General features: G+C 49.9%; 20 protein-coding genes and 1 pseudogene. 16 read left to right on the top strand and 5 right to left on the bottom strand.

Annotated features, from left to right (window positions below):
- The first annotated feature begins 350 nt into the window (after nt 1-350).
- Nucleotides 351-542, top strand: coding sequence for a DUF2949 domain-containing protein (locus H6G00_RS06670; RefSeq protein WP_190679668.1), 192 nt, complete (start codon nt 351-353; stop codon nt 540-542).
- Nucleotides 543-982: 440 nt separating this feature from the next.
- A complete protein-coding gene (gene ftsH4, locus H6G00_RS06665; RefSeq protein WP_190796141.1) occupies nt 983-2,863 on the top strand; it encodes an ATP-dependent zinc metalloprotease FtsH4 in 1,881 nt (626 codons plus the stop codon).
- 137 nt (nt 2,864-3,000) lie between these two features.
- Here the strand turns inward: ftsH4 and H6G00_RS06660 are convergent, their stop codons facing one another.
- Nucleotides 3,001-3,414: a thioesterase family protein gene (locus H6G00_RS06660; RefSeq protein ID WP_190796140.1), complete on the bottom strand. Its 414-nt coding sequence runs from the start codon at nt 3,412-3,414 to the stop codon at nt 3,001-3,003.
- A 95-nt stretch (nt 3,415-3,509) separates the two neighbouring features.
- Between H6G00_RS06660 and H6G00_RS06655 the strand changes: the two genes are divergently transcribed.
- Complete coding sequence (locus H6G00_RS06655) at nt 3,510-3,968, top strand: hypothetical protein (protein WP_347278153.1); 459 nt, start codon at nt 3,510-3,512, stop codon at nt 3,966-3,968.
- 31 nt (nt 3,969-3,999) lie between these two features.
- On the opposite strand, the gene H6G00_RS36045 is transcribed toward H6G00_RS06655, so the two are convergent.
- Nucleotides 4,000-4,128 carry a hypothetical protein gene (locus H6G00_RS36045; RefSeq protein WP_277881856.1) on the bottom strand — a complete coding sequence of 43 codons (129 nt, stop codon included), beginning with the start codon at nt 4,126-4,128 and terminating at the stop codon, nt 4,000-4,002.
- Between the two features lie 526 nt (nt 4,129-4,654).
- On the opposite strand from H6G00_RS36045, the gene H6G00_RS06650 reads away from it, so the two are divergent.
- Genes H6G00_RS06650 through H6G00_RS06640 form a run of 3 tightly spaced genes read left to right on the top strand, consistent with a single transcriptional unit; the run spans nt 4,655 to nt 8,253 of the window.
- A complete protein-coding gene (locus H6G00_RS06650) occupies nt 4,655-7,720 on the top strand; it encodes a tetratricopeptide repeat protein (RefSeq protein WP_190796139.1) in 3,066 nt (1,021 codons plus the stop codon).
- Nucleotides 7,713-7,973, top strand: coding sequence for a DUF4160 domain-containing protein (locus H6G00_RS06645; protein ID WP_190796138.1), 261 nt, complete (start codon nt 7,713-7,715; stop codon nt 7,971-7,973). The genes H6G00_RS06650 and H6G00_RS06645 overlap by 8 nt, the downstream gene beginning before the upstream one ends.
- 4 nt (nt 7,974-7,977) lie before the next feature.
- The gene (locus H6G00_RS06640) at nt 7,978-8,253 is read left to right on the top strand and encodes a DUF2442 domain-containing protein (protein ID WP_190796137.1); all 276 of its coding nucleotides are present in this window, start codon (nt 7,978-7,980) and stop codon (nt 8,251-8,253) included.
- A gap of 66 nt (nt 8,254-8,319) precedes the next feature.
- On the opposite strand, the gene H6G00_RS06635 is transcribed toward H6G00_RS06640, so the two are convergent.
- Nucleotides 8,320-9,972, bottom strand: a complete 1,653-nt coding sequence (locus tag H6G00_RS06635; protein ID WP_190796136.1) for an AarF/ABC1/UbiB kinase family protein — start codon at nt 9,970-9,972, stop codon at nt 8,320-8,322.
- A 275-nt stretch (nt 9,973-10,247) separates the two neighbouring features.
- The gene (locus H6G00_RS06630) at nt 10,248-11,297 is read right to left on the bottom strand and encodes a mannose-1-phosphate guanylyltransferase (RefSeq protein ID WP_190796135.1); all 1,050 of its coding nucleotides are present in this window, start codon (nt 11,295-11,297) and stop codon (nt 10,248-10,250) included.
- A gap of 434 nt (nt 11,298-11,731) precedes the next feature.
- Between H6G00_RS06630 and H6G00_RS06625 the strand changes: the two genes are divergently transcribed.
- The 9 genes and pseudogenes from H6G00_RS06625 (at nt 11,732) to H6G00_RS06585 (ending at nt 21,704) form a co-directional block, all read left to right on the top strand.
- Nucleotides 11,732-13,213, top strand: a complete 1,482-nt coding sequence (locus H6G00_RS06625; RefSeq protein WP_347278152.1) for an LCP family protein — start codon at nt 11,732-11,734, stop codon at nt 13,211-13,213.
- Between the two features lie 13 nt (nt 13,214-13,226).
- Nucleotides 13,227-13,733, top strand: a complete 507-nt coding sequence (locus tag H6G00_RS06620; RefSeq protein ID WP_190796134.1) for a pentapeptide repeat-containing protein — start codon at nt 13,227-13,229, stop codon at nt 13,731-13,733.
- Nucleotides 13,734-14,004: 271 nt separating this feature from the next.
- Complete coding sequence (locus H6G00_RS06615; protein ID WP_190680513.1) at nt 14,005-14,232, top strand: DNA-directed RNA polymerase subunit omega; 228 nt, start codon at nt 14,005-14,007, stop codon at nt 14,230-14,232.
- A 127-nt stretch (nt 14,233-14,359) separates the two neighbouring features.
- The gene (locus H6G00_RS06610) at nt 14,360-15,292 is read left to right on the top strand and encodes a DMT family transporter (RefSeq protein ID WP_190796133.1); all 933 of its coding nucleotides are present in this window, start codon (nt 14,360-14,362) and stop codon (nt 15,290-15,292) included.
- Nucleotides 15,293-15,322: 30 nt separating this feature from the next.
- On the top strand, nt 15,323-15,976 hold the full coding sequence (locus H6G00_RS06605) for a DUF938 domain-containing protein (protein WP_190796132.1): 654 nt from the start codon (nt 15,323-15,325) through the stop codon (nt 15,974-15,976).
- A 32-nt stretch (nt 15,977-16,008) separates the two neighbouring features.
- Nucleotides 16,009-16,617, top strand: a pseudogene (locus tag H6G00_RS06600) (Uma2 family endonuclease).
- A gap of 162 nt (nt 16,618-16,779) precedes the next feature.
- Nucleotides 16,780-18,894: an FAD-dependent oxidoreductase gene (locus H6G00_RS06595; RefSeq protein ID WP_190796131.1), complete on the top strand. Its 2,115-nt coding sequence runs from the start codon at nt 16,780-16,782 to the stop codon at nt 18,892-18,894.
- 20 nt (nt 18,895-18,914) lie between these two features.
- Nucleotides 18,915-19,661: a phosphatase PAP2 family protein gene (locus tag H6G00_RS06590; RefSeq protein ID WP_242042163.1), complete on the top strand. Its 747-nt coding sequence runs from the start codon at nt 18,915-18,917 to the stop codon at nt 19,659-19,661.
- A 381-nt stretch (nt 19,662-20,042) separates the two neighbouring features.
- On the top strand, nt 20,043-21,704 hold the full coding sequence (locus H6G00_RS06585; protein WP_190796130.1) for a heme peroxidase family protein: 1,662 nt from the start codon (nt 20,043-20,045) through the stop codon (nt 21,702-21,704).
- A gap of 203 nt (nt 21,705-21,907) precedes the next feature.
- Here the strand turns inward: H6G00_RS06585 and H6G00_RS06580 are convergent, their stop codons facing one another.
- A complete protein-coding gene (locus H6G00_RS06580; RefSeq protein ID WP_190646650.1) occupies nt 21,908-22,831 on the bottom strand; it encodes a LysR substrate-binding domain-containing protein in 924 nt (307 codons plus the stop codon).
- 593 nt (nt 22,832-23,424) lie between these two features.
- On the opposite strand from H6G00_RS06580, the gene H6G00_RS06575 reads away from it, so the two are divergent.
- Nucleotides 23,425-23,988, top strand: a complete 564-nt coding sequence (locus H6G00_RS06575; protein WP_190646649.1) for a DUF3611 family protein — start codon at nt 23,425-23,427, stop codon at nt 23,986-23,988.
- The last annotated feature ends 140 nt before the right edge of the window (nt 23,989-24,128 follow it).

Here is a 24,128-nt window from a genome sequence, read left to right as displayed (position 1 = left end):
CAAAGAAAATGAAATTTAAATCTGCTGCTATATAGTGATGTACACTACCGAATTTAAGAGCAGAACGGATTTTGACTGGGTTTAATTTCTCATTTAATTCTCATTCTTAAGAAAGACGCTTTGATTATAGTCTTGGCATTGAATAGGGAAACTATTTTGCTGGCATTGCTCTAACTAGGTAGCCGTTTGCCCTGTAACTGCCAGTAATCAGCGATCGCCCCTGGACTAAAGTCAGATTCCAAATTCTTCAGCCTTGCCGCTATAATCCTGAGAATACAAGCTGAGAAGCGTTCACATAAATTAACAAACTTTGTTACATTTCTTTTATACAAAAGGACGATTAACAAGCGATGGACTCATCACATCAGACTCGGCTCATCAATTTTCTGCGTGAAGACCTGGCAGTTCCTGCTGATGCGATCGCTGTGGGTCTGCGTCACCACGACCAGGGCGTGAGTTTCTTGCCAATGGTTTTGTGGCAGTACGGATTAATCACTCTGGAACAGCTAGATAAGATCTTTGACTGGATGGAGACGGCTTAATTCTTAAGCGGTGTACTCTAAGGAAATTGTCAATCACCTCACCTCGTATATTGCTTCTGAGGGCAACCCTTTGGTCACAGTCCTGTAAGAATGCGTTGGAACTCGTCCTAGGAAGAACCTTCGTGGCGATCGCAGCAAAGCTTACATACGCAGAATTGAAGAGTGGAACTTGCGAAGGTGGGTTTCGTTCGGGTAGTGGTTTTTATCGCCACTCACCTAATCGTGCGTGCGGTGCATTCTGACAAAATGTATCTTCCGGCTTAGAACCTGGATAGCCGGAAATCCGCCCATACGCGTCTAGCCTGCTGCCTAGGCATTCATCTTAGAATGATTGAGTTATGTGAAGTTAGGTGTGATGCAAGTGTTAGAAAACTTGCGATCGCCTTCTTTCCATCCAAGCTCTTTAAGAAAAGAGCATAAAAAGGAGCAACTAGATTTATATGCCCATTAAAAAAGACCAATCTCAGCCTCCTCGTTCTCGCCAAATTGGCAACATTCTCCTGCTGCTGTCAGGGGTATTTTTGCTGGTCAACATCTTTTTCCCTAGCTTGTTTGGCCCGCGCGTTCCCCAAGTACCCTACAGCCTATTCATTCATCAGGTGCAGGATCAGGAAGTTGCTCGCGCTTCGGTGGGGCAAAATGAGATTCGCTATCAGCTGAAAACAGATGCTGATCAGCCCGGACAGGTGTTGTCTACCACACCCATTTTTGACCTAGAGTTGCCTAAGCTGTTAGAGGCAAAAGGCGTTGAATTTGCCGCTACGCCACCCCCTCGAAACAGTTGGTTTACCAGCATTTTAGGTTGGGTAATTCCGCCGCTGATTTTTGTAGGAATCTGGCAATTCTTTCTCAACCGAGGCGGCGGTGGCCCGCAGGGTGCACTCTCGATTGGTAAGAGTAAAGCAAAAGTATATGTAGAAGGTGAGTCTGACAAGATCACGTTTGCGGATGTGGCAGGCGTTGAGGAAGCAAAAACCGAACTGGTTGAAATCGTTGACTTCCTTAAAACACCCAAGCGCTACACCCAAATCGGAGCCCGCATTCCCAAAGGCGTGCTACTCGTTGGACCTCCTGGTACAGGTAAGACGCTGTTAGCCAAAGCGGTTGCCGGAGAGGCAGGCGTTCCTTTCTTCAGTATCTCTGGTTCTGAGTTCGTGGAACTGTTTGTTGGAGTAGGTTCTTCACGGGTGCGTGACCTGTTTGAGCAGGCGAAAAAGCAAGCTCCTTGCATCGTGTTTATTGATGAGTTGGATGCGATTGGTAAGTCTCGTAACTCAGGTGGTTTTTATGGCGGCAATGATGAGCGAGAGCAAACGCTCAACCAGTTGTTGACCGAGATGGATGGCTTTGCGGCAGGCGATGCAACGGTGATCGTGCTAGCAGCTACCAACCGCCCCGAAACGCTTGACCCAGCGCTGCTCCGTCCCGGACGGTTTGACCGCCAAGTATTAGTTGATCGCCCCGACCTATCAGGACGGCAAGAAATTCTCAACATCCATTCTCAAAAAGTGAAATTGGGACCGGATATTGATTTGAAAGCGATCGCCACTCGTACTCCCGGTTTTGCTGGAGCCGACCTAGCCAACCTGGTAAACGAAGCGGCTCTATTAGCAGCCCGTCGCGGCAGTGAAACCGTTGCTCAAGAAGACTTTGCTGAAGCGATCGAGCGAGTTGTTGCGGGTCTAGAGAAGAAGAGCCGCGTGCTCAACGAAAAAGAGAAGAAGATCGTGGCTTATCACGAAGTGGGTCACGCCCTCGTCGGCGCACTCATGCCCGGAAGCGGTCGGGTTGAAAAGATCTCGATTGTGCCACGCGGCATGGCTGCTCTGGGTTATACCCTGCAACTGCCGACCGAAGACCGCTTCTTAATGGATGAGGCAGAGTTGCGTGGACAAATTGCCACCATGCTGGGCGGACGCTCGGCGGAAGAAACTATCTTTGGCAGCATCACCACAGGTGCATCGAATGACCTGCAACGCGCTACCGACCTGGCAGAGCGGATGGTGATGACCTACGGCATGAGTAAGGTGTTAGGGCCACTTGCCTATGAGCGTCAGCAGGGAATGTTTTTGGATAACGGTGCGCCGAATCCTCGTCGCGCAATGAGTGAGCAAACCGCCGAAGCGATTGACCGTGAGGTGAAGGAAATTGTGGAGAATGCTCACCAGCACGCACTCGATGTTTTGAATCAGAATCGGGAACTGTTGGAGGCGATCACCTCCAAGCTGCTCGACACTGAAGTGATTGAGGGTACGGAGCTACATGAATTGTTAGCTCAAGTGAAGTCACCGACTCCAATTCAAGAAGCGATTCACGTGTAGAAATAAGCGATGTCTTGGTAGGGGCGAACGGCCGTTCGCCCTTACGGAAGATTAAAATCTTATCCAAAATCCTCTGATTTAATCTCGGTTAGATGATTGGATATGAACCTTAGAAAGGGGTGCATCGCGCCCCTTTTTTATTGCTCTATGAGATAAGGCAGAAATAAAGCCCGTTCTTCTGGCTGAAGCCTTCTAGGTCGCATGGTTTGGCGATCGACAAATAATCCTTTTTGCTGTCCTTCAGCCGCTAATGTTTGGTGTTGATTAAAGAAGTAAATCTGCATCACCGCAGAAGCATTTCGCAGTTCAGAAAGCCACAGCTCAACGTGGACGCGATCGCCTAATAGCAATGGTGACTTATAGGTAATATTTGTCTGCACCAACACTGGTGCAAATCCTTGCTGAAAGATGGTGTGAAGGGGCATTCCGATCGCTTCTAGCAGCTTTGTTCGCCCAATTTCCATCCACTGGGTGTAAACCGTGTTGTTCACATGACCTAAAAAATCAATGTGAAAGGAGTACACGTCTAGCTCAAAGGTAATTTTCTGCATTGAACGAAGCGCTGTATTGGGTAGTACAGAATGAATTTGGGCAGACTGAAGTTCGTAAACCTAGCCAGGGGAATCTATCTATGGCAACAAATTAGATTAGCGCAACGTTAACTCAAGCCGACCGGGATGCCGCATTAGCAGCGATTACCACTTTAAAGGAGAAGCTGCCGTTTTTGGTTGATTTGACAGCGGAGGAGCGTAAAGCTCTCTCCAAGATGGGCGATAAGAGCCGAGCGTTTGTCAGCAAGGCATTGGAGGTCGCAACCCAGAATCCAGACTTTTTGCCCAGGTCATTTAACCTGGAGGAGATGCGAAAAGATGTGCAGCTGTTTGAGGCGATGTATGCGATTGTGATGGCAGTAACGCAGCTTCAGGAATTGCTGGATGATACGTATACAACGGTGGGCAGTGAAGCCTATTCAGCCGCATTGCAGGTGTATAACTACGCCAAAGCCAGTGGGCAGGGGGCAGGGCTAGAGACAGTAGTGGATGAAATGGGACAACGCTTTGCCCGCAAAGCAAAAAAGACCAAGCCGCAATCTACAAGCGTGTGATAAAAAGTTTGAGTGTCGCGTAGGAGCGGGCTTACGGATATCTTTGTAGAGTTGGCGATCGCCCCTCTAAACCCGCCCGTACAGTCTGAAAGTTATCCAATTCAACTCTGACCCGAAACGTTCCTATTTGCGGTAGGAACGTTTTTGTTTTAAGAGCCATTCATCTCGTTTGAAGTGAGACGATTCTCGTTTGAAACAGGAACATTCTCATTTGAAACAGCAATCATCCTGTTTCAAATGAGAATGGTTCAACTTAAAGTCGGAACGTTCCTGTTTCAAATAAGACTGTTCCTGCTTGAAGTGAAAATGATCGCACTTAAAACAGAACTGATGCGGTTGGAAGGGGGATCTATTGCAATCCGTCTTGGTTGAGAGGGCTGTAAAATCAACTTAAACAGCACCGTAGGTTGGGTGAAGCAGAGCGCAACCCGACGCTTGATTAGGGCTTGTTGAGTTACGCGTTCGCTTCACCCAACCTACTAACCTGCAAAGGCAAATGCTGGAGTCTTTCGCACAAATACCAGAGATTAGCGGAAAAAGTTACTTTGCCAGAGTAGAAAAGAGATAGCAACCCGCCCATTTGCATATTTTTTGCCAAAAATCCAAGTTTTTGCAGAAGCAGCTTGATGCTAGAGATCAACAAAATCCTGCCTCACCCCAGACCTTAATCCCTCTATGCCTGCCCCATGAAGGATTTCTTTGTTAGCTATAACCGTCACGATCGCGCCTGGGCAGAATGGATTGCCTGGATGCTAGAAGAAGCCGGATACACGACGGTGATTCAGGCATGGGATTTTCGCGCAGGCGGAAACTTTGTGCTGGATATGCAAAAGGCAGCATCAGAAGCGCAACGCACGATTGCCGTCTTATCAGAAACCTATTTAGCATCTGAATTTACCCAGCCAGAATGGGCAGCGGCGTTTGCCCAAGACCCAACCGGGAAGGAGCGCAAACTGATTCCGGTGCGGGTAAAGGAGTGTCAGCTTTCAGGATTATTACGCCCCATTGTCTATATCGATCTGGTGGATGTGGCTGAGGCAGAGGCGCAGGATGTGTTGCTGCGATCGCTATCTCAAGACCGCGCCAAACCCGATCAAAAGCCGCGTTTTCCAAGGAGTGCGGCATCAGGGGGCAATTCCTTCGGAACTGCTTCGCACCGCCCAAAACCCGTGTTTCCGCCCAACATTCCGTCTAATCTGCCACTGACAAGCGCCATCTTTGTCGGTCGGGATGACGAGCTAGAGCGGCTGCACACTCAACTGCAAACGAAAGCGTTAACCGTCATTTCTGCTGTCTCCGGTATGGGTGGGATTGGCAAGACCGAACTCGCCGCCCAATATGCCCTGCAACAGCGAGACATGGGCACCTATCCGGGCGGAATTTGCTGGCTGAGGGCACGGGAAGACCTGAGTACTCAAATCGTGCTGTTTACGCGATCGCAGCTAGGGCTAACGATTTCAGAAGATCTGGAATTAGCGGAACAGGTGTCTCTGTGCTGGCGCAACTGGCAGCCCGGAGAGACGCTAGTTGTGTTTGATGATGTGCAGCAGTATCAGGATATTGCCTCCGTGTTGCCGCCTCAGCGATCGCAGTTTCGAGTTTTGCTGACGACGCGGTTAACGCTGCAATCACCCGTGCAAAATTTTGAGATTAAGGTGCTGTCAGAGGAGAAGGCGATCGAATTGTTGCGGGCGTTTGCCACACAAGGCAGAGCAGGCAACGATCCTCGGTTTTCTGAAGCGAACGCAGACCTAGAGAAGCAGCTTTGTCAGTGGTTGGGCTGTTTGCCGTTGGGCTTAGAGCTAGTTGGGCGATATCTGGCGCGAAAACCCGATACGTCACTGGAAACCCTGTGGCAACGCTTGCAGGATAAACGGCTGGAGGCGAAGGCACTCAAAGATGCCGCCCCAGAAATGACCGCACCGCTAGGTGTAACCGCTGCCTTTGAGTTGAGTTGGGAGGTTTTAGACGAGCCAGCCCGCCGGTTAGCCGCATTGCTCAGTCTGTTTGCCCTGGCAGAAATTCCCTGGACATTAGTGGAAGCGTGTTACCCAGAGGAAGATGTGGAGGATATAGAAGATTTGCGAGATGAGTCGCTGCTCAACCTGCATTTGCTGGAACGAATCGGAGAAGGCACCTATCAACTGCACCAACTGCTGCGCGAGTTTTTTGCGGCAAAGCGAGAGCAACGGGCAGAAATGGTAGAGATGAAGCAATGGTTTCGCTTAGTAGTGTTGGAGGCAGTAAAAAGAAGTACTGAAACGCCAGAGCGATCGCTCCTTGCCGAAACTACGATGTTACTTCCTCATCTCCAAGCTGTCGTCCAGCTTAGCGAAACGTCAGAGCAAGCCATTGATGTCGCAATTGATCTCGCATGGCTGGCAAACCTCTACTATTCGCAGGGACGTTATGAGGAGGCAGAACCACTCTATCTGCGGGCACTGGAAATCTCAAAGGAACAGTTAGGAGAAAACCACCCTGATGTGTCCAACAGGCTCAACAATTTGGCAAGTCTCTACCATTCGCAGGGACGTTATGAGGAAGCAAAACCGCTCTTGCTGCGGGCACTGGAAATCTCAAAAGAACAGTTGGGAGAAAACCATCCTGACATCGCAATCTGGCTCAACAATCTGGCAGGACTCCACCGCTCACAAGGACGTTATGAGGAAGCAGAACCGCTCTTGCTGCGGGCACTGGAAATCTCAAAAGAACAGTTGGGAGAAAACCATCCTGACATCGCAATCTGGCTCAACAATCTGGCAGAACTTTACCGCTCGCAGGGACGTTACGGAGAGGCAGAACTGCTCTATCAGCAGGCATTGGCGATCTCAGAAGAGCAGTTGGGAAGAAACCACCTTCAATTTGCTGCTAGCCTCCACAACCTAGCAAATCTCTATTGTTTGCAGGGACGTTATAAGGAAGCAGAACCGCTCTTGCTGCGGGCACTGGAAATCTCAAAAGAACAGTTGGGGGAAAACCATCCCGATATTGCAACCAAGCTCCACAATTTGGCAAGTCTCTACCGTTCGCAGGAACGTTATGGGGAGGCAGAACCGCTCTTGCTGCGGGCACTAGAAATCTCAGAAGAGCGGTTGGGAGAAAACCATCCCGATATTGCAACCAGTGTCAACAACCTGGCATTACTCTACGACTCGCAAGGACGTTATGAGGAGACAGAACCGCTCTATCTGCGGGCGCTGGCAATCTCAAAGGAACAGTTGGGAGAAAACCATCCCGATATCGCAACATGGCTCCACAATCTGGCAGGGCTCTATGAATTGCAGAGACTTTATGAGAAAGCGGAACCGCTCTATCAGCAGGCGCTGACGATCTCAGAGGAGCAGTTGGGAGAAAACCATCCTCAGTTTGCTGCTAGCCTCAACAATCTGGCAAACCTCTACCGTTCACAGGGACGCTATGAGGAAGCAGAACCCCTACACTTAAGATGCTTGGCGATTCAGAGACAAGCTTTGGGAGAAAACCATCCTCAATTCGCTGGTAGCCTCAACAATCTGGCAAACCTCTACCGTTGGCAGGGACGCTGTGGGGAGGCAGAACCGCTCTTTCTGCGCGCACTCGCAGTTTTATTCAATCACTTAGGAACCGACCATCCCAACAGTCAACAGGTCTGGCAAAATTTCCAGGCTTTCCTATGGCAGGTAATTCGGGCAGAGCAAACTGCACAACTCTCCGACCATCCGGTGACACAAGACCTGCTGCGGCAGATGCAGATGGAGAATGATAATGCCTGAAATTAGCCGCTTCTTCGGCATCATCATTGCTATGTACTACAACGACCATCCACCGCCCCATTTTCATGTACGGTATGGTCGACAAAAAGCCATCATTGAGATCCAATTCCTCTCAATTCTGGAAGGGAAACTTTCCCCAAGAGTACTGGGACTCGTGATCGAGTGGGCATCCTCCCATCAAATCGAATTGCTGCAAAACTGGGAATTAGCCAGACAACAAGAACCGTTAGAATCGATTCAACCGTTGGAGTAAGGTCATGCTCAAAGACATCGTAGCAGTCAAGCCGCTAGCCGATTATCAACTCTGGCTACGCTTTGAGGACGGTGCTGAGGGGGTGGTCAATATCAGCCAGTTGATTCAGTTCTCCGGCATCTTTGCTCCCCTACAAGATTTGGCAACTTTTGCTCAAGTTCAAATTCATCCGGAACTAGGTACGATCGTTTGGCAAAACGGCGCTGACCTTGATCCAGATGTGTTGTATGCCATTGTCACCAAAAGCCCAATTTCAACTTACTCCAGAGCAACTACATAACAGCATTTCGGGTAAGAGGTGTTAAGAGCTTATCCAAACTTCAGGGCACAGGAAAGTTTGCCAGATCTAACGTTGCCGCAACCTTCCTGAACGCAAGATATTAACCGCTAACCAAAGCCCCAGAAAACTTGCAGCGCCAAACAGAACATTACTAATCCAGGACAAGCTACTGCCCTCAGCAGAAATAGTTGCAGCCCCCATAATCAGTGAGCCAACCAGAATGCTGAATGACAAGCGGTTAGCGGAGTCATCCATTGTTAATCGCAGACCGTCCAAATCCTTTAACGTTAGATTCCACTTCAACGTTTCGGATGTCACGCGATCGAGCAACTGTTCTACCTGACGGGGCGATTGAAGTGAGAGACTTTTTATGTCAAGTGCAGTTCTCAATAAGGTTTGCAGCGGTTCGTCGCCAATTAGCTGCCTGCGAAATAGGTCTGTCATCAGTGGCTTGATCTGGTCAAGCAAGTTGATTTCGGGGTCAAATGTTCGTGCCACACCTTCCAGGTTTGCTAGTGCTTTTGCATATAGTCCCAAGTTGCTGGGCAGCTTGATTTTGTTGACGCGAGCAACCTGGAGGACTTCGTAAAAGACCTGGCTAAAGTTGAGTTCTGCAATGTTGCGGTTGTAGTACTTTCGCAGCAGGCGATCGTAGTCATTTTCTAGCCGAGCCAGGTTTACGCCCCGGCTTGATTCTGCCAGTTGTAGCGTCAGTTGAACGCATCGCTGAGAATCCAGGTCAACGATCGCCAACAGCATTTCAGTCAAAATTCGCTGCGTGTTGGGGTCGAGTCGTCCAATCATGCCGCAGTCGAGCAGGGCAACCCGACCGTCATCGAGATAAAACAGATTGCCCGGATGCGGATCGGCGTGAAAGAAGCCGTCAATGTAAATCTGCTGGAAAAAGGCGCGAAATAAGATCGTTGTGGTGGTACGACGATTGGAGACGGTGTTTCCGTTTTGGGGCTCATCTGGCACTTTAGCGGTGAGCAGCGGAACGCCATCTAGCCATTTCATCACCAGCAGATTTTCAGTGGTCAAATCCCAGTAAATCTCAGGAATAACCAGTTGTGTGGGGTCAAACCAACTGCTCTTGGCCATGTTGCGGCGCAACTGATCCGTGTAGCTTGCTTCTTTGAAGAAATCTAGCTCGTCACGCAGGGCAGTCGTAAATTCTTCTGCCAGAGCTTTGATGTCATAGTCTTGTCCCAGTGAAGAACGGGAAGCCAGATCTGCCAAACTTCTGATCAAGGCAATGTCTTGATCAATGATCAGGTCAATGCCAGGACGCTGAACTTTGATGGCAGCTTCACGTCCATCTGCTAGCGTAACCCGGTGCACCTGAGCAATAGAGCCTGCGGCGACCGCCTGCTGGTCAATCTTCGCAAAAGTGACTTCTAAAGGCTCTCGTAGCTCTCGCCTCAGCACGACCTCAATCTCTGACCAGGGAACGGGTGGAACGTCACTTTGCAGCGTGGATAGAGCGTTGATATAGTCGGCAGGTAAGACATCAGGACGAGTACTCAACAACTGCCCCAGCTTGACGAAAACTGGCCCCAAGTCAATCAAAATATTGCGGAGAACAGCGGGAGTCGGTAAGTTTGGCGCATCGGCTTTACTACCGGTGAGCAGCCGTCGCGCATAGTCCCAACCGTTGCGGAAGACAACTTCAAGAATTTCTCGTTGTCGAGAGCTTGTTTGAGTCAAGCCTGAAAACATTCTGCCTCCTGCCCTGCGATTGGCTGGCTGATAATGAGATGCCTACATTCGCATGATAGTAAATGCAACTGGCAATCAGGGGTTGTTAAAACCAACACCCCTTGATTTTGTAGCGGTTTGAGGCGATCGCTGCCAACACTCTAGAGGGAGAGATTAGAGGGTTAAGGGTTACTGGTCAATGGTTAATAGGTATTGGGGATGAGTTTTTAAGCGTGAAGGGTAGCGCGGCTGAGCCGCACTACCCTTCACGCACGAGGTCTAGTGACTAATCAAAATCAAAGCAAATCGCTCAGTTTTGGATTTTCCTTCAGCGCTTTGAGGACTTGTTTAATCTCCTGGGTGCGGTGCTTGTCCACAATTAGGGTTGCTTTGCCATCACGGACGATTACCACATCCTTGAGTCCAATAGTGACAACCACTTCATCGTCATCGGCAGAGTAAACCAGTGAGTCTTCTGTATCGAGTCCAATGTGTTGAGCTAGCTCGACATTGAGTTTGTCTCCCTTAAACAAGCGTTCGATCGCATTCCAGTCGCCCAGGTCATCCCAGCCAAAGGCTACGGGCAGGACACACGCCTTACGGGTTTTTTCCATCATGGCGTAGTCAATGCTTTTCTTCGGTAAGTCGGGGTAGATGGAGGGGCCGTGTTTTTCTAGCGGTTCAATGATTTCAGGGGCGTGGGTGTGCAGTTCTGCCAGGGCTACCCCTGCCCGGAAGATAAACATGCCGCTGTTCCAGCTAAAGTGTCCGCTCGTGATAAAGGACTCCGCCGTAGCGCGATCGGGTTTTTCGGTAAAGCGATCGACTTTATAGGCCGGAAAACCACCAAAAGAGCCAATAGTTTCTCCCTGTTCGATATAGCCGTAGCCCGTAGAAGGGTAGGTAGGGGTGATGCCCAGGGTGGCGATCGCCTCCTGACTGCTAGCTAACTCGGTTGCAGCCCGGAGGGTTTGTTGAAACGCTGCTACATCTGCAATCCAGGGGTCAGCAGGGAAGAAGCCAACAACCGTTTCTTCACCATAGCGACGAGCAACTTCTAAGGTTGCCCAGGCTACTGCCGGAGCCGTATCGCGTCCCTCAACCTCGACTAGCAGATTTTCTGCTGGCAAATCAGGAAGCTGTTGTTGAACACCTTCAGCTAGATGACCCGAGGTAATCACCCAAAGGTGGTCCCAACCCTCTGCCAAATTGAGCAGGCGGGCTGCGGTTGCCTGAAGCAAACTCTGTCCGCTGCCATCTAAACTCAAAAACTGCTTGGGACGGTGCAGCCGACTCAGGGGCCAAAAGCGCTCTCCCTTACCACCAGCCAAAATCACAGGTATCATAGCCTTCTCGCTTTGTTTTAGTTTGCCTTGAGGTTTCTTAGATAGTCTGCACGGGTCTACATTGCTAGTCCGTAAAATCTACCCAGAAAATCTACTGAAATAGTTTTTTACGCCGTAAATGCTATGTGCAAAACATTAATCAGTTGATGGCATCGCTTACACTGAAATGTCAAGATTCCTAGATTTTGCCCGACTTTTCTTAAGATTGTTTTGGTTTATGATTTCGCAAAACTAGGTTCGCAAATGCTCGTTGGGCTTGCCATTAGGCAAATTGACCGCGTAGAATTCGCCAAGTGCCTCATGGGTGCGGGTTAGGAATTACATCTGCAGGTAGGGGGGTGGCGATCGCGCTCCAACCTACCATAAAGACGGATACATTACGAATTCCTTAAGGTCGGTAGTATACGCATAGCTACAGTACAAATGAGGTCAAGGTGAGAGACGGAGTGGACGGTTTACAAAATCAGTCTGATCAGTATAAAACGCAACAATCCAGTCCTGTTCAAGTGTCTGAAGAGCCTAGCGACTCTAGCCACATACCTAGCGCTTCAACAGCCACAGCTACAGCTTCCGTTGCTGCTATCACACCTGCTCAGTTGTCCGATCAAGCTCGCCTGGTTAGAGTGCCGGAGCGATCGCCATCTAAGCCCAACCCATTGCGCTGGTTAGGTTGGGGTGCTGCTCTAGTAACGACTGGAGTAGTCTCTGGAGTACTAGGTGTCGCTCTGTCCTGGCTTACTCCCTTGCCTCCTACGCTCGCTTCTGATACAGACCCACAGCTTTCGCTCAGCGATCTGTGGAGCAAAGGGTTTCGCTACAACATTACTCGCCCGGTCAACATTCTGGTCATGGGCATCGACCGAGTACCTGATGTTCCTCCTGATTCACCTGAGGTGCTCAACGGTCGCAGCGATACGATGCTGCTGGTGCAAGTTGATCCCGAAGACAACTCGATTAACGTTCTTTCCATTCCCAGAGATACTCAAGTTGAAATTCCGGGCGTTGGGTTAACTAAAATCAACCACGCCAACATGTTGGGCGGCGATAGTCTGGCAGCCCGTGTCGTCAGCCGTAACCTCAATGGGGTGCCGATTGATCGCTACGTCCGGGTTAGCACCGAAGCCTTTCGAGAATTAGTAGACCTGCTGGGCGGCGTAGAGGTGTTTGTGCCTCAACGGATGTCTTACACAGACGAAACCCAGAAGCTTTACATTGACCTGGAGCAAGGCTGGCAAAACTTGAATGGCGATCAGGCAGAGCAATTTGCTCGCTTTCGGGCAGATGGCAACGGAGATATTGGTCGGGTACAGCGGCAACAGCAGTTAATTCGGGCACTGCGCGATCGCATTACTAGTCCAGCCGTGATTCCTAAGCTGCCAGAAGCGATTCAGCTCGTCCAAAAGTATGTCGACACCAACCTTTCCCTAGAAGAAATGCTGGCTTTGGCAAACTTTGGCGTCAGCCTGGAGCAAGACAGTTTCAGAATGGTCATGTTGCCGGGTCGCTTCAGCACCGCTGATGAATTCGTTGCTAGCTATTGGATTACCGATTCTGATGCGGTCGATCAGGTCATGCAGGAATATTTTCAGGTTCCTTCAATCACCAGTTCTGAAGAGCGTCGCGCCCTCAACCACCTGTATATTGCCGTCCAAAATGCCTCAGGAGAGCCTCAGTTAGGTAATCAGGTTGCAAGCTACCTGCAAGAGCAGGGTTTTGACAATGTCTACGTGATTCAAGATTGGCCCGATCGCCAGATGCAAACAGACATTATTGTGCAGCGAGGCGATATGCAGGGTGCAGCCTTGCTAGAAAATGTACTAGGACTAGGTCGGGTCGTCTCTGCCTCAACAGGAGACTTACAATCAGACCTAACCATTCGTGTAGGAGAAGATTGGGCTGATCGAATTGATGGGTAAGGAGGTTAGAAGGATGAAGGCGATTTTGACTCGCTGCGTTGGTTTAATTCTAGTTCTGGGTCTGGCTTGTTTGTGGATTTTGCTCAGCGCAACGCCAGCGCTAGCAGCTATCGACACAGTCAACTACAACAACGCTAACCTGCAGAATCAGGATTTCTCAGGCACAGACCTGGTTGGCAAAGCCTTCGTCGCTGCCGAAATGCGGGGCATCAACTTTGAGAATGCAGACTTAACCAACGCAATTCTCACCAAAGCCGTGATGCTGAATGCGAACCTGCGAGGCGCAAACCTAACTGGAGCCTTAGTTGATCGGGTGTTTCTAGTAGGTGCAGACCTGACGAATGCCATTTTGCAAGAAGCAACGCTCTCTCGCACCAGCTTTGAGGACGTAACCGTTACCGGAGTCGACTTCACCGACGCAATTCTCGATCGCTATGAAATCAGTCAACTGTGCGATCGCGCCTCCGGTACCAATCCCACAACTGGTGTCTCAACCCGAGATAGCTTAGGCTGCCGATAAAAAATTGCTAACGGACACGCAAGTGATCTAAACGGTCACTCCAATCCATCTACCGCAAATTCCCAGACTCCAAGAGACACCACCGATGCGAAGCGCGCCTTGCACCCCATCTCCAATCCCTTCGGAGGGGTTTTGGGGGAAGCGGGCGTCCCCCAATGGGGGGTTTTGGGAACCCCCCAAGGCTCGCCTCCCAGAATCAGAAGCCACAAAACCAATCCCTGACTTCAGAGATCCTTGATAGACTATAAAAGTTCTAACGTAACTCAATCTTATGCAAAAGCGTTCTGCCTTTGACACCAGCCACCTGATGCGCCGCGCTGAAGATCTGATTGGCGCTGCCTCAAACCGCTATCGGATCACCGTTCAGGTTGCCAGTCGAGCACAGCGCCGCCGCTTTGAAGAATTCGATAGCCTGGACGATCCCAAAATGAAGCCCGTGATTCGCGCCATCATCGAAATGTCAGACGAGCTAACTCAGCCCGAAATCATTGGTGAGTAGGTCACTTTGAGATCAGACCTAGATTAAGCGATCGCAACTGTACTAGCCAAATTGCAAAAAACCGTATCTTCCGGTACTGCTATTCCTGAATCAGAGTGGAGACATTCAGTCATGGAATAGCAGATCAATGAAACGCATCCAGGGAATTCGTTCTGTTGAGCCAAAAAACAGTTCGGATGTGGGATTAATTTACGGTTTTTTGGGAGTGCTGGGATTTAGCCTGACACTCCCCGCTACCCGCGTTGCAGTGCTGGATCTAGACCCCATTTGGGTTGGCTTAGGGCGAGGTTTTGTCGCTGCAATTTTAGCAGCGATCGCCCTCCACTTCACCCGTCAAAAATTTCCCACTCCTCACCAGTGGCGCAGCTTGGTTATTGTTGCTCTGGGAGTCGTTTTAGGGTTTCCGCTATTGTCTGCCTGGGCAATGCAACGCTTACCCGCAGCTCACGGTGCAGTCGTATTGGGGCTGTTGCCCCTGGTAACAGCGATCGCCGGAGTGATTCGAGCGGGCGATCGCCCCAGCCGCCAATTCTGGATTGCTAGCAGCATTGGCAGCCTCACCGTGATCGGATTTGGTATCTTCTCAGGAGCAGGGCACCTCCAGCCTGCAGATTTAGCCCTGTTCATGGCAGTTGTTGCTGCTGCCTTTGGCTATGCAGAAGGAGGAAAATTAGCCAAAACGCTGGGCGGTTGGCAGGTGATCAGTTGGGCACTCGTGCTAGCGGCTCCGGTGGAAATCTTACCAATGATCGTGAGTACTTCACAACATGGGCTGACCGCTTCTCCTGTAGCATGGTTAGGCTTTGCCTACGTCAGCGTCGTGAGTCAATTTGTTGCCTTCTTTGCCTGGTATCACGGCTTAGCCAAAGGTGGAGTCGCCAGAGTCGGACAAATCCAACTGCTCCAGCCCTTTTTGACCCTGGTAGCATCCTTTTTCTTGTTAGGTGAAACCATTACACCCGTTACTATTGGTGCTGCCTGTTTGGTAGTCGCCAGCGTTGCGATTGGGAGGCGATCGCCCATCAAACGGGTCACTTGTGAACAAATTACGTCACAATGAGTGGAACCTTGCCCGAATGTAGCCTCAATCATGACTTCTCCTGACCTGCGACAGTATGCCCCTGCGACTCAACGCAACCGAGAGCCAATTCTAAATGTGTTGCAGCAAGTCTTACCCCCCCAGGGCACAGTCCTAGAAATCTCTAGCGGTACGGGAGAACACGCTATATTCTTTGCTCCTCATCTGCATCCTCGCAAGTGGCTACCCTCTGACCCTAATCCTTCAGCACGAGCCAGCATTGCTGCATGGCGACAACATTGCCCCACTGATAATGTGTATCCACCGATCGCCCTTGATGCGCGTGATCCGGTTTGGAGTGTGGAGCAGGATGAATTGCTAGAACCTTTACAGGGGTTTGAGAAGGGTGAGATTGGGGCGATCGCCAACATTAATATGATTCACATCGCTCCTTGGTCAGCCTGCTTGGGCTTAATGGCAGGAGCAGCGCGAATCCTGCCTCCAGATGGTGTCTTGTATCTCTACGGCCCTTACAAACAAAACGGTAAACATACAGCCCCCAGTAATGAAGCATTTGATCAAAGCCTTCGTGCCCAAAACCCAGAATGGGGTGTGCGAGATCTGGACGAAGTGATAACCGTTGCCCAAACCCAAAACCTCTCACTGCTCAAAGTCGTCCCCATGCCTGCCAACAACCTATCCGTTATCTTTAAACGTGATGAGTAGTGTTTAACCGACCTTAAATTTCGGCACTCACGATGAAAACACAAGCCGATCCAATCAGTTTTGAAGCGTTTCTGGAGTGGTATCCAGAAGACGGTAAGCGGTATGAGTTAATTGAGGGAGTAGTCGTAGAAGTGTTACCAACAGGTAAGCACGAACTCATTGCAGGATTTCTTGCTGAGGAACTCACGTTAGAAATCCGCCGACAAAATTTGCCTTACACCATTCCTAGAAGTTGCCTACTAAAGCCCGATCGCCCCGATTCTGGATATCAACCTGATGTTGTGGTTTTGGATAAAACAGCCCTGGTTGATGAACCACTCTGGCAAAAAACATCCACCATCCAATTTGGGAAAACAGTTCCATTAGTGATTGAAGTTGTGAGTACAAACTGGCGAGATGACTATAGACACAAACTGGTGGAATATGAAGTGATGGGCATTGCGGAATACTAGATTGTAGATTTCCGCGCTCTAGGAGCCATTCGCCATATTGGTAAGCCTAAACAACCGACTGTTACTGTATGTCAACTGATTGAAGGTGAATACCAGATTTCAATCGTTGCAGGACAACGATTGAAATCTGGTGCTTTTCCTAACCTAGAGTTGTCAACTGATGCAATCTTTCAAGCAGCAGAATTGTAGCTGTGAAGCTTAAGATTAGCGATCGCTTGAGAAAGCGGTAGGTTGTCGTACGTCAGGCAAGAACCTATTGATGTTTAAATCATGCTGTACGAAAAGGTGTCTCTGGCTTGGGTATCTTAAAATCCATAACATCCGCAGGATTTCACCTTCTTCTAGATAAAAATGTCACAGCCTACCTCCATCAGACAACAGAACGGAATTTTTGAAGATCGGGCATTTACTCGACCGGCGGAGGGGGAGGTGCTGTCTTGCTCGATTTTAGTGGTGGGTGGCTCGACAGCAGCATATTCGGCAGCACTGGTTGCAGCGCGTGCTGATTTGCAGGTGTATTTGGTGCAACCGACGAAGATAGTCGGCGGACAATTTACCACTCAGGCATTGCCTGCGTCGGATGATGGTGACTTGTTGCGGCATCGGGCAACAGCGACCAGTGTAGACGGCGAACGGTTTGCAATTTCTAAGCTGCAGCGGCGGTTTCGGGTAAAACAGCGATCGCTTCAACCCGTCAAAGGCAAGAGCGTTGCCAATCCGGGAGGGGGTTGGGTGAGTCCGCTGTGTACGACTCCGGTGGTGGCGGCGACAGCAATGAATCAGGCGATCGCCCCCTACATTGCTCAGGGTAATCTTAAGCTAATTCCCCTGGCTGAACCGATAGAAGTTTTATTTGAGCAAACGCCAGGGCAGCGGCGACGGGTGACGGGTGTAGTGTTTGAAGATCTGCGGGATGGTCGCACCTTCACCGTTAAAGGGCAAGTCGTGATTGAAGCGACCGACTTAGGCGACCTGCTAGAACTGGGTAACATCGAATCGCGGATTGGACAGGAAGCCCGCAGCGAAACAGGCGAACAGCGTCTTCCAGAACATCCCCTGCCACGATGTCAGCAGTCGTTTACTTTTGGTGTCGTGGTTGAGCGAACGGCTCCGGGCAGAGGTGTTCCGATTGGTTCCCCTACGGGCTATGGGGCACAGCGCTGGCTCAATGCTCAGGAGTTTCGCGGCAAATTCTGGGCAAAAAGTGGCGGCAATTGGGAACCCAGACCGCGTGACTTTTTTCATAGCTTTGGCATTTTTCGCTATCGCCGCCTTTTGCGAATGGCGGAAGATGAAAAAACGGTTAGCCCTGGAGATGTCACCGTCCTTAACTGGGGACAGCACAAGGATGGGCACGATGGACCGATGTGCTGCGGCAACGACTATCGGGTTGGGGTATTGGTAGGGGTGAGCCGCGCCGATCGCAAGCTACATCTTCAGCAAGCTCGCGATCGCGCCCGCGCCTACGTTCATTTCCTTCAGACCAATGGTGTAAAAGATTTGAAGCCGCGAGGTGATTTAACCTGGACGCCAGATGGTATTGCCCTAGAGCCTTACATTCGAGAGGCGCGACGGGGTATTGCGCTTACCACCATTCGCCACGAAGATGTCGGCGAACCCTTTTTCCCTGGAGAAGCCCGTGCCAAATGTTTCAGCGATAGCGTCGGCATCGGTCAATATCACTACCTCGACCTGCACGGCAATGAAGAAATTGGTCACGTCAGCCTTCCGGGCAAAAATGTCTATGCGCTGCCGTTTTCCCTAGCCGCTGGGGCATTAGTGCCGATTAATGTAGATGGGCTAATTCTCTCTGCCAAAAGCATTGGCACAACTCACATCACTAATGCGGCTTATCGAATGCACCCGGTGGAGTGGGCGATCGGAGAAGCCAGTGGGCACCTGGCGGCATTGTCGATTTGGACGAATGCCCAGCCTCGCGATATTGTCACGAATGAAGCGCCCACGCGCAAGCTTCAGGGATTACTCACTCGCAATGGTATTCCGATTTTCTGGTTTGATGATGTGGCGCATGATGACCCCGATTTTGAGGCAATTCAACTGCTTGCAGTGGCAGGAATTGTGCGAAGTGAGAACAAAGATAACTTACATTTTTGTCCCGAAAGAACGGTGAGTCGAGCGGTCGTTGCAGCCGCACTGGTGAAGCTACTGGGGCTTGAGAAAGTATCTCCTGCTGCAGCCAGTTTTATCGACTTGCCAACTGACCATTGGTCCTATAGCAGTGTCGAAACCTTGGTATCTAAGCAAATTGTCTCTGGTGTGGGCAACAGGCGGTTTGCTCCAGATCAGGCGATTACGCGACAGCAACTCTTTTTCTTGGTGAGTAAGGCAATGCCAGCAGTGGGCGATCGCGCCTTTTCCGCAACGCCAAAAGATCGTCAACTTTTGCGTCGACGCGAACTATCTAGAGTATTGTATGGAGTACTCCGCGCAAAGCTAGGAATCTAGCTGCGCCATACCTGAGACTAATGGCTATGCAGCAACCGCGATCGCCCCGCTGGGTCGTCCCGACCACTGCCCAAAAAATTTGGCATCAGTTCTGGCGAGATTGCCGCAAGTTACCGACTGTTGTGTGGCGACGCTGGTTTGGCACGCTTGCTTTGGGGTTTGGGGTAACCGCTCTGCTAACCGCGATAATTACCCTGGTCGCAAAATCGCAGCAGGCGACGGGAATGCAAGCCTGGGATGAGCAAATGCTGCTAGCGATCGCCGAGCAAGCCCCGCTTTCCTTTGCTCAAGGAATTACCTGGGAATCACCTGGCAGTTTGATCGGAATGCTCCCCGTAGTGGTGACCTTTGTGGCGATCGCTGCCTCTCGATCTCGCCCTCTCACTGCCGCTACCATGACGGTTGCCTATGTCCTTCAGTTTGCCCTTGCTTGGTTGGGTTGGGGATTGTGGAATCGCGAACGACCTGACCTGATTGCAGGTGGAATTGCTGCCCCTGGCTTACACTCCTTTCCCTCGGGACATGCTCTAGTCGTCTGCACAGTCTACGGGCTGATTGCCTTTCTTTGGATACGAGCCTCTCGCAGTTTATTTGAACGAATTGTGGCGATCGCCATTTTCCTGGTTGGTGTTGGGCTAATCACGGTTTCCCGTTTAGTTTTAGGAGCGCATTGGCCCACCGATATTTTTGCTGGAGTGGTGATTGGGGGAGCTTGGGCATTGACTCTGGCGATCGCTCTCAGCCGTGCCGAAGCCGCATCTCGGTAAATATAGCTATAGCCATAGGAAAAGATGGAAATGCACCGCTGCGAAGTGGTGCTCATTGCCATTTATAAGCCTTAATTCATTGAGTAACCACGCACAACCAAATTACCTGTGTAGGTCTGTCATTGCAAAACATGGTCTTGGTGATCCCGTATACCTGCTCTCAGAGAGTACCCACAAGGGTACTCTCTGAGAGCAGTCGTAGCCTCTAGGATAAAGAGCAACTCACCTACACCCATTTCTTGTACATCTAACGCAGTTTTGTAAGCGCCATCTGCAACATCGCGCTTACCTGTCACATGCCCAGGGAACAGGTTGTGAGTTCTTCATAGTTGAAAGAGCAAATTTCAGAACACAAAATCATCATTGATAGAGGAATTATCTATGCCACGCCTACCTCACGGAGCAGTAATTAGTCTAGAGGCGTATCGAAGCGCCCTTGATGCTCTTGCTAATTGTAGTAAGGACGTGCCGCTTGTTTTCGCTGCGGGACAGCCAGTCGATTTACAAGATTTTGATTTCCTGTTCCCAGAGTTACACAAAGATCCTGCTAACTTGCTGCCTGAATCACGCGAAACTCGTGACAGCTTGATTCGGCTGGGGCAGACCATGCGCGATACTAGTCCTGATCCTGGTGCGGGCAATTCTGAAATTCCTGCTGCTTATACCTATTTTGGTCAATTCGTAGACCATGACATTACGCTTGAAGCCGTTTCAGCCGAGCTTCCCAAGCTGATTAGCCCAGACCTAGCTCCACTTCCACTGTCCGAAATCCGTGACAGAATCCGGAATGGGCGCACCGCAACACTAGATTTGGATAGCGTGTATGGACTACCAGCTCCTCGCGATCCAAACAATCCAGAGAAGATGCAGCTCGGAAATGTAAGTGCAATCTCCAATGGGAGCAAACCCACACTGCGACCAGAAGGGAAAGGGGATGATAATGATCTTCCGCGTGAACCGCGTTCTCCAGATATTATGCGTGATCGCGCCGCTCTTATCGGTGACCCGCGTAACGATGAGAATACGATCATTGCTCAGTTGCATGTCGCTCTTCTGAAAGCACATAACGCGCTAGTAGATCAGGGCAAAACCTTCAACGAGGCGCTAACAACCCTGCGCCAACATTATCAGTACATTGTCATTCACGATTTCCTCAAACGGATTGCTGACCCACAAATCGTGGATTATATTCTCCAAAACGGCAATCAGGTTTACGACACACGAGGTAAGCGCTTCTTCCTGCCCCTAGAATTTAGTGTTGCGGCCTACCGTTTCGGTCACAGCATGATCCGCAAAGACTATAACTTCAACCTCAACTTCAACCGGAGTGAAGAAGAAGGAACAACCCCAGCCACTCTTGGTTTGTTGTTTACATTCACGGCTTTGAGCGGTCAACTTGGCTTTGGAACAGATCCGGAAGCTGGCACTGACACACTGCCTGAAAACTGGATTATTGAGTGGGAGAAGTTCGTCGATGTTGGTCAACCCTTTGAGAAGGCTCGCCTCATCGATACCAAACTCGTTGAACCACTCTTTGAGTTAAGAGATGTACTAGGAAGACCAGATGGCAGTACAGGGGAAAATCCGGAGCCGGGAGATGGCGCACGTTTGGCTGTACGGAACTTGCTGCGTGGCTACTTGCTGCGGTTGCCAACTGGTCAAGCCGTTGCTCGCGCCCTACAACAGAAGCTTAAGGGGCGTGACATTCCGGTTTTGACTTCAGACCAGCTCATTGAGGGAGCAGGTAGTGAGGAGCAAGCCCAGGTTCTTCGTGAGACTGGATTTCTGGAGCGTACGCCACTTTGGTTCTACATTCTGGCTGAGGCATCTGTTCTTGGAAAGGGACAGCATCTTGGTCCAGTCGGCAGCACTATTGTTGCTGAAGTCTTGATTGGACTAGTGCGTCGTAGTGAGGATTCTATCCTGAGCTACCCAGGTTGGACACCGTCCTTATCTGGCAGTGATGGTAAATTTACGCTGACAGATTTGCTGAAGGTGGCTGGTGTTCTTTCAAGCAGTAGCCCTGTTGCAGTAGGTGTCTGATCCTGAAGAATTTGCCAAGCTAGTAGCAATTGCTTAAACAGCAAGTAGTTTTTGAGAGCGGTCAGCAGAACCGCTCTCAAAAACTATTGGTTCTAATCTAACTGGTTGTGTCGCCAAAACCTCTGAGAGCTAAATGAACTGTCTTGCTTGTGTTACTTTATGTACTATTTAGAACGAGAGAATTTCTCTAGTTCTTATTCCCCTCAAACTAAAATCGACATTGCCCCATCAGAAAGCTTTGCTGCTTCCACCTTGAGGTAGTCCAGGAAAGTGCTGGCGACAACTGAAAGCTGTTTGCCTGAGAGGGAGACGGCGTACCAGTTGCGGTGAATCGGGAAGCCCTGCACATCTAAAACAGTGAGTTCACTATTGGGGATTTCGGGGGTGAGGGTGTGGCGAGAGAGGACGGATAAGCCTAAGCCTCCGGCGATCGCCTGTTTAATCGCCTCATTACTGCCCAACTCTAGCCGTACCCTGACGGATATTCCTTCCTGATCAAACAGCTTTTGCACCGAGCGGCGAGTGCCTGAACCTGGCTCTCGCATAATGAAAGGCTCTCCAACCAACTCTGATATAGGAATATTCTTCTTGCCTGCAAGTGGATGAGTGCTGGGGGCAACTACGACTAGTGGGTTATCCATAAATGGATAAGCTTCAATATCCATGTGTTCAGGCAATTGGCTCATGATGTAGAGGTCATCCTGGTTATCTGATAACCGCTCGATCACCTGCTCATGATTGGTCACAATTAGCGAAACGTCAATGCCAGGGTAGATTTGACAGAATGGGCCAAGCAATCGAGGGACAAAGTACTTGGCGGTGGTGATCACTGCTAACCGTAGCTGTCCCTGTTTCATGCCTTTCATATCTGCGACTCGCATTTCAAGTTGGTCGAGCCGACTAAAAATATCCTGGCAGGTAGAAAACAATTCGCGTCCCGCATCTGTCAGGTAAAGCTTCTTGCCCACTTGCTCAAATAGGGGTAACCCTACGGCTTTGGTCAACTGTTTTACCTGCATAGAAACCGTTGGCTGAGTCAGAAATAACTCTTCCGCAGCTCGGGTAAAGCTGCCGTGACGAGCCGTTGCTTCAAACACTTTGAGTTGATGTAGGGTGGCGTGGATCACCTGAAAGCTCCTGCGTCAATTTCTGCCTGGGCAGGTTTATGGATAAAAGTCTATCACAGGCGCTCGAACTAGTGATTTTTATCTATGGATTTTTCGCACAATATTTCTTTGCCCGCAATGTGGCCGGGTGGCTAGAAGCTATACAGCATAAGGGTTTCTCTCTTCCTGCAAGGTGTTATCATAGATAAAAATCTATGCAAAAGATAAGAACTAGTGATTTTTATCTATGGATTTTAAGAGTACTATTGGGATTAACAGCAAATATACAAGTTCCCTTCCATAGCGCTGTACGGTTACGGTAAGTTACTAGCTCAGAAAGCACCTGGTTCCCACTCCCGCAGGCAGTTGGTTTTTCTGAAGTTTTGCTAGTACTTTCGCCGCAATTGTGCAGCGCTTTTCTTTTGTTTATTAAAAGTCCTACATTGAATGAAGTCCCCATTCACGCTTCAAAACCAGGGTTAATTTCTAGTGCCAAAACATCCTTACCGCTATCCCCCTTTCCCTCTCTAGGAAGTGGTTTCTCATCAATGAGATCGTTATGGTTTGAAGGTGAGATTCCAAAGCGGAATCCGCAGTTGAACGAGGAAAGAGGTATGCGGACTCAAACAGAGCGGCGATCGCTAGGTCCAAAGCTGCACGATATTGGAGTAACTTTTCGGTGGACAGGATGGGCTACGTTTTGGCTGCAAATTGGATTAGCTATTGTTTCATCGCTCATTCTAGTTTTTGCTGTTACTGGACAAAACTTTAGCGACGAGAATACTCCAGGCATTGGGGTTGGTATCTTCTGGGCGGTTTGTGGCGTTTTAGTGCTGCTATTCGCCATCTTTCTCTCATTTCGATACACCCGCACAGGTAAACTGTTGCTTGATTCCGATCAAGCAAATCCTCATAGAGCGGACGTAATTAAAGTGCTGCGGCTGTCTCTGCTAGTGAGCTTGATTGGAATGCTGCTGACGATTTTAGGAGGTGGTGCGACTCTGGGCGTGCTGTTGGGTAAGGTATTGGCTCAACCTCAAGGAATCGCGGTTTATGACCCACAAAAGATTATTCGTGCTTTGGATATTCTGGTGGCCATGGCGAATATGACAGGCATTACGGCTCATTTCGCGGGAGCGATCGCCTCTCTCTGGCTGCTAGAGCGGGTCAAACAATAACCTCCACCAGTTTGGGGTTACAAAAAAGGGTAGGACTTAGTCCTACCCTTTTTTGTAACTAATTTAAAGCCACATATTGGAACTTGTCCCGCGTACGCGGGACAAGTTCCAATATGTGGCTTTTTGTACAAGTGGTATGA

It is taken from the genome of Leptolyngbya sp. FACHB-541 (assembly GCF_014695875.1).
GTDB lineage: Bacteria > Cyanobacteriota > Cyanobacteriia > Elainellales > Elainellaceae > JAAUTN01.
Note: the sequence above shows the minus strand (reverse complement) of the source record. Positions and strands in the feature narration are given on the sequence as shown.

Coding starts and splice junctions, on each gene's coding strand:
- H6G00_RS06670 (WP_190679668.1), top strand. CDS start 351: ATGGACTCATCACATCAGACTCGGCTCATCAATTTTCTGCGTGAAGAC.
- ftsH4 (WP_190796141.1), top strand. CDS start 983: ATGCCCATTAAAAAAGACCAATCTCAGCCTCCTCGTTCTCGCCAAATT.
- H6G00_RS06660 (WP_190796140.1), bottom strand. CDS start 3,414: ATGCAGAAAATTACCTTTGAGCTAGACGTGTACTCCTTTCACATTGAT.
- H6G00_RS36045 (WP_277881856.1), bottom strand. CDS start 4,128: ATGGCTCTTAAAACAAAAACGTTCCTACCGCAAATAGGAACGTTTCGG.
- H6G00_RS06650 (WP_190796139.1), top strand. CDS start 4,655: ATGAAGGATTTCTTTGTTAGCTATAACCGTCACGATCGCGCCTGGGCA.
- H6G00_RS06645 (WP_190796138.1), top strand. CDS start 7,713: ATGCCTGAAATTAGCCGCTTCTTCGGCATCATCATTGCTATGTACTAC.
- H6G00_RS06640 (WP_190796137.1), top strand. CDS start 7,978: ATGCTCAAAGACATCGTAGCAGTCAAGCCGCTAGCCGATTATCAACTC.
- H6G00_RS06635 (WP_190796136.1), bottom strand. CDS start 9,972: ATGTTTTCAGGCTTGACTCAAACAAGCTCTCGACAACGAGAAATTCTT.
- H6G00_RS06630 (WP_190796135.1), bottom strand. CDS start 11,297: ATGATACCTGTGATTTTGGCTGGTGGTAAGGGAGAGCGCTTTTGGCCC.
- H6G00_RS06620 (WP_190796134.1), top strand. CDS start 13,227: ATGAAGGCGATTTTGACTCGCTGCGTTGGTTTAATTCTAGTTCTGGGT.
- H6G00_RS06615 (WP_190680513.1), top strand. CDS start 14,005: ATGCAAAAGCGTTCTGCCTTTGACACCAGCCACCTGATGCGCCGCGCT.
- H6G00_RS06610 (WP_190796133.1), top strand. CDS start 14,360: ATGAAACGCATCCAGGGAATTCGTTCTGTTGAGCCAAAAAACAGTTCG.
- H6G00_RS06605 (WP_190796132.1), top strand. CDS start 15,323: ATGACTTCTCCTGACCTGCGACAGTATGCCCCTGCGACTCAACGCAAC.
- H6G00_RS06595 (WP_190796131.1), top strand. CDS start 16,780: ATGTCACAGCCTACCTCCATCAGACAACAGAACGGAATTTTTGAAGAT.
- H6G00_RS06590 (WP_242042163.1), top strand. CDS start 18,915: ATGGCTATGCAGCAACCGCGATCGCCCCGCTGGGTCGTCCCGACCACT.
- H6G00_RS06585 (WP_190796130.1), top strand. CDS start 20,043: ATGCCACGCCTACCTCACGGAGCAGTAATTAGTCTAGAGGCGTATCGA.
- H6G00_RS06575 (WP_190646649.1), top strand. CDS start 23,425: ATGCGGACTCAAACAGAGCGGCGATCGCTAGGTCCAAAGCTGCACGAT.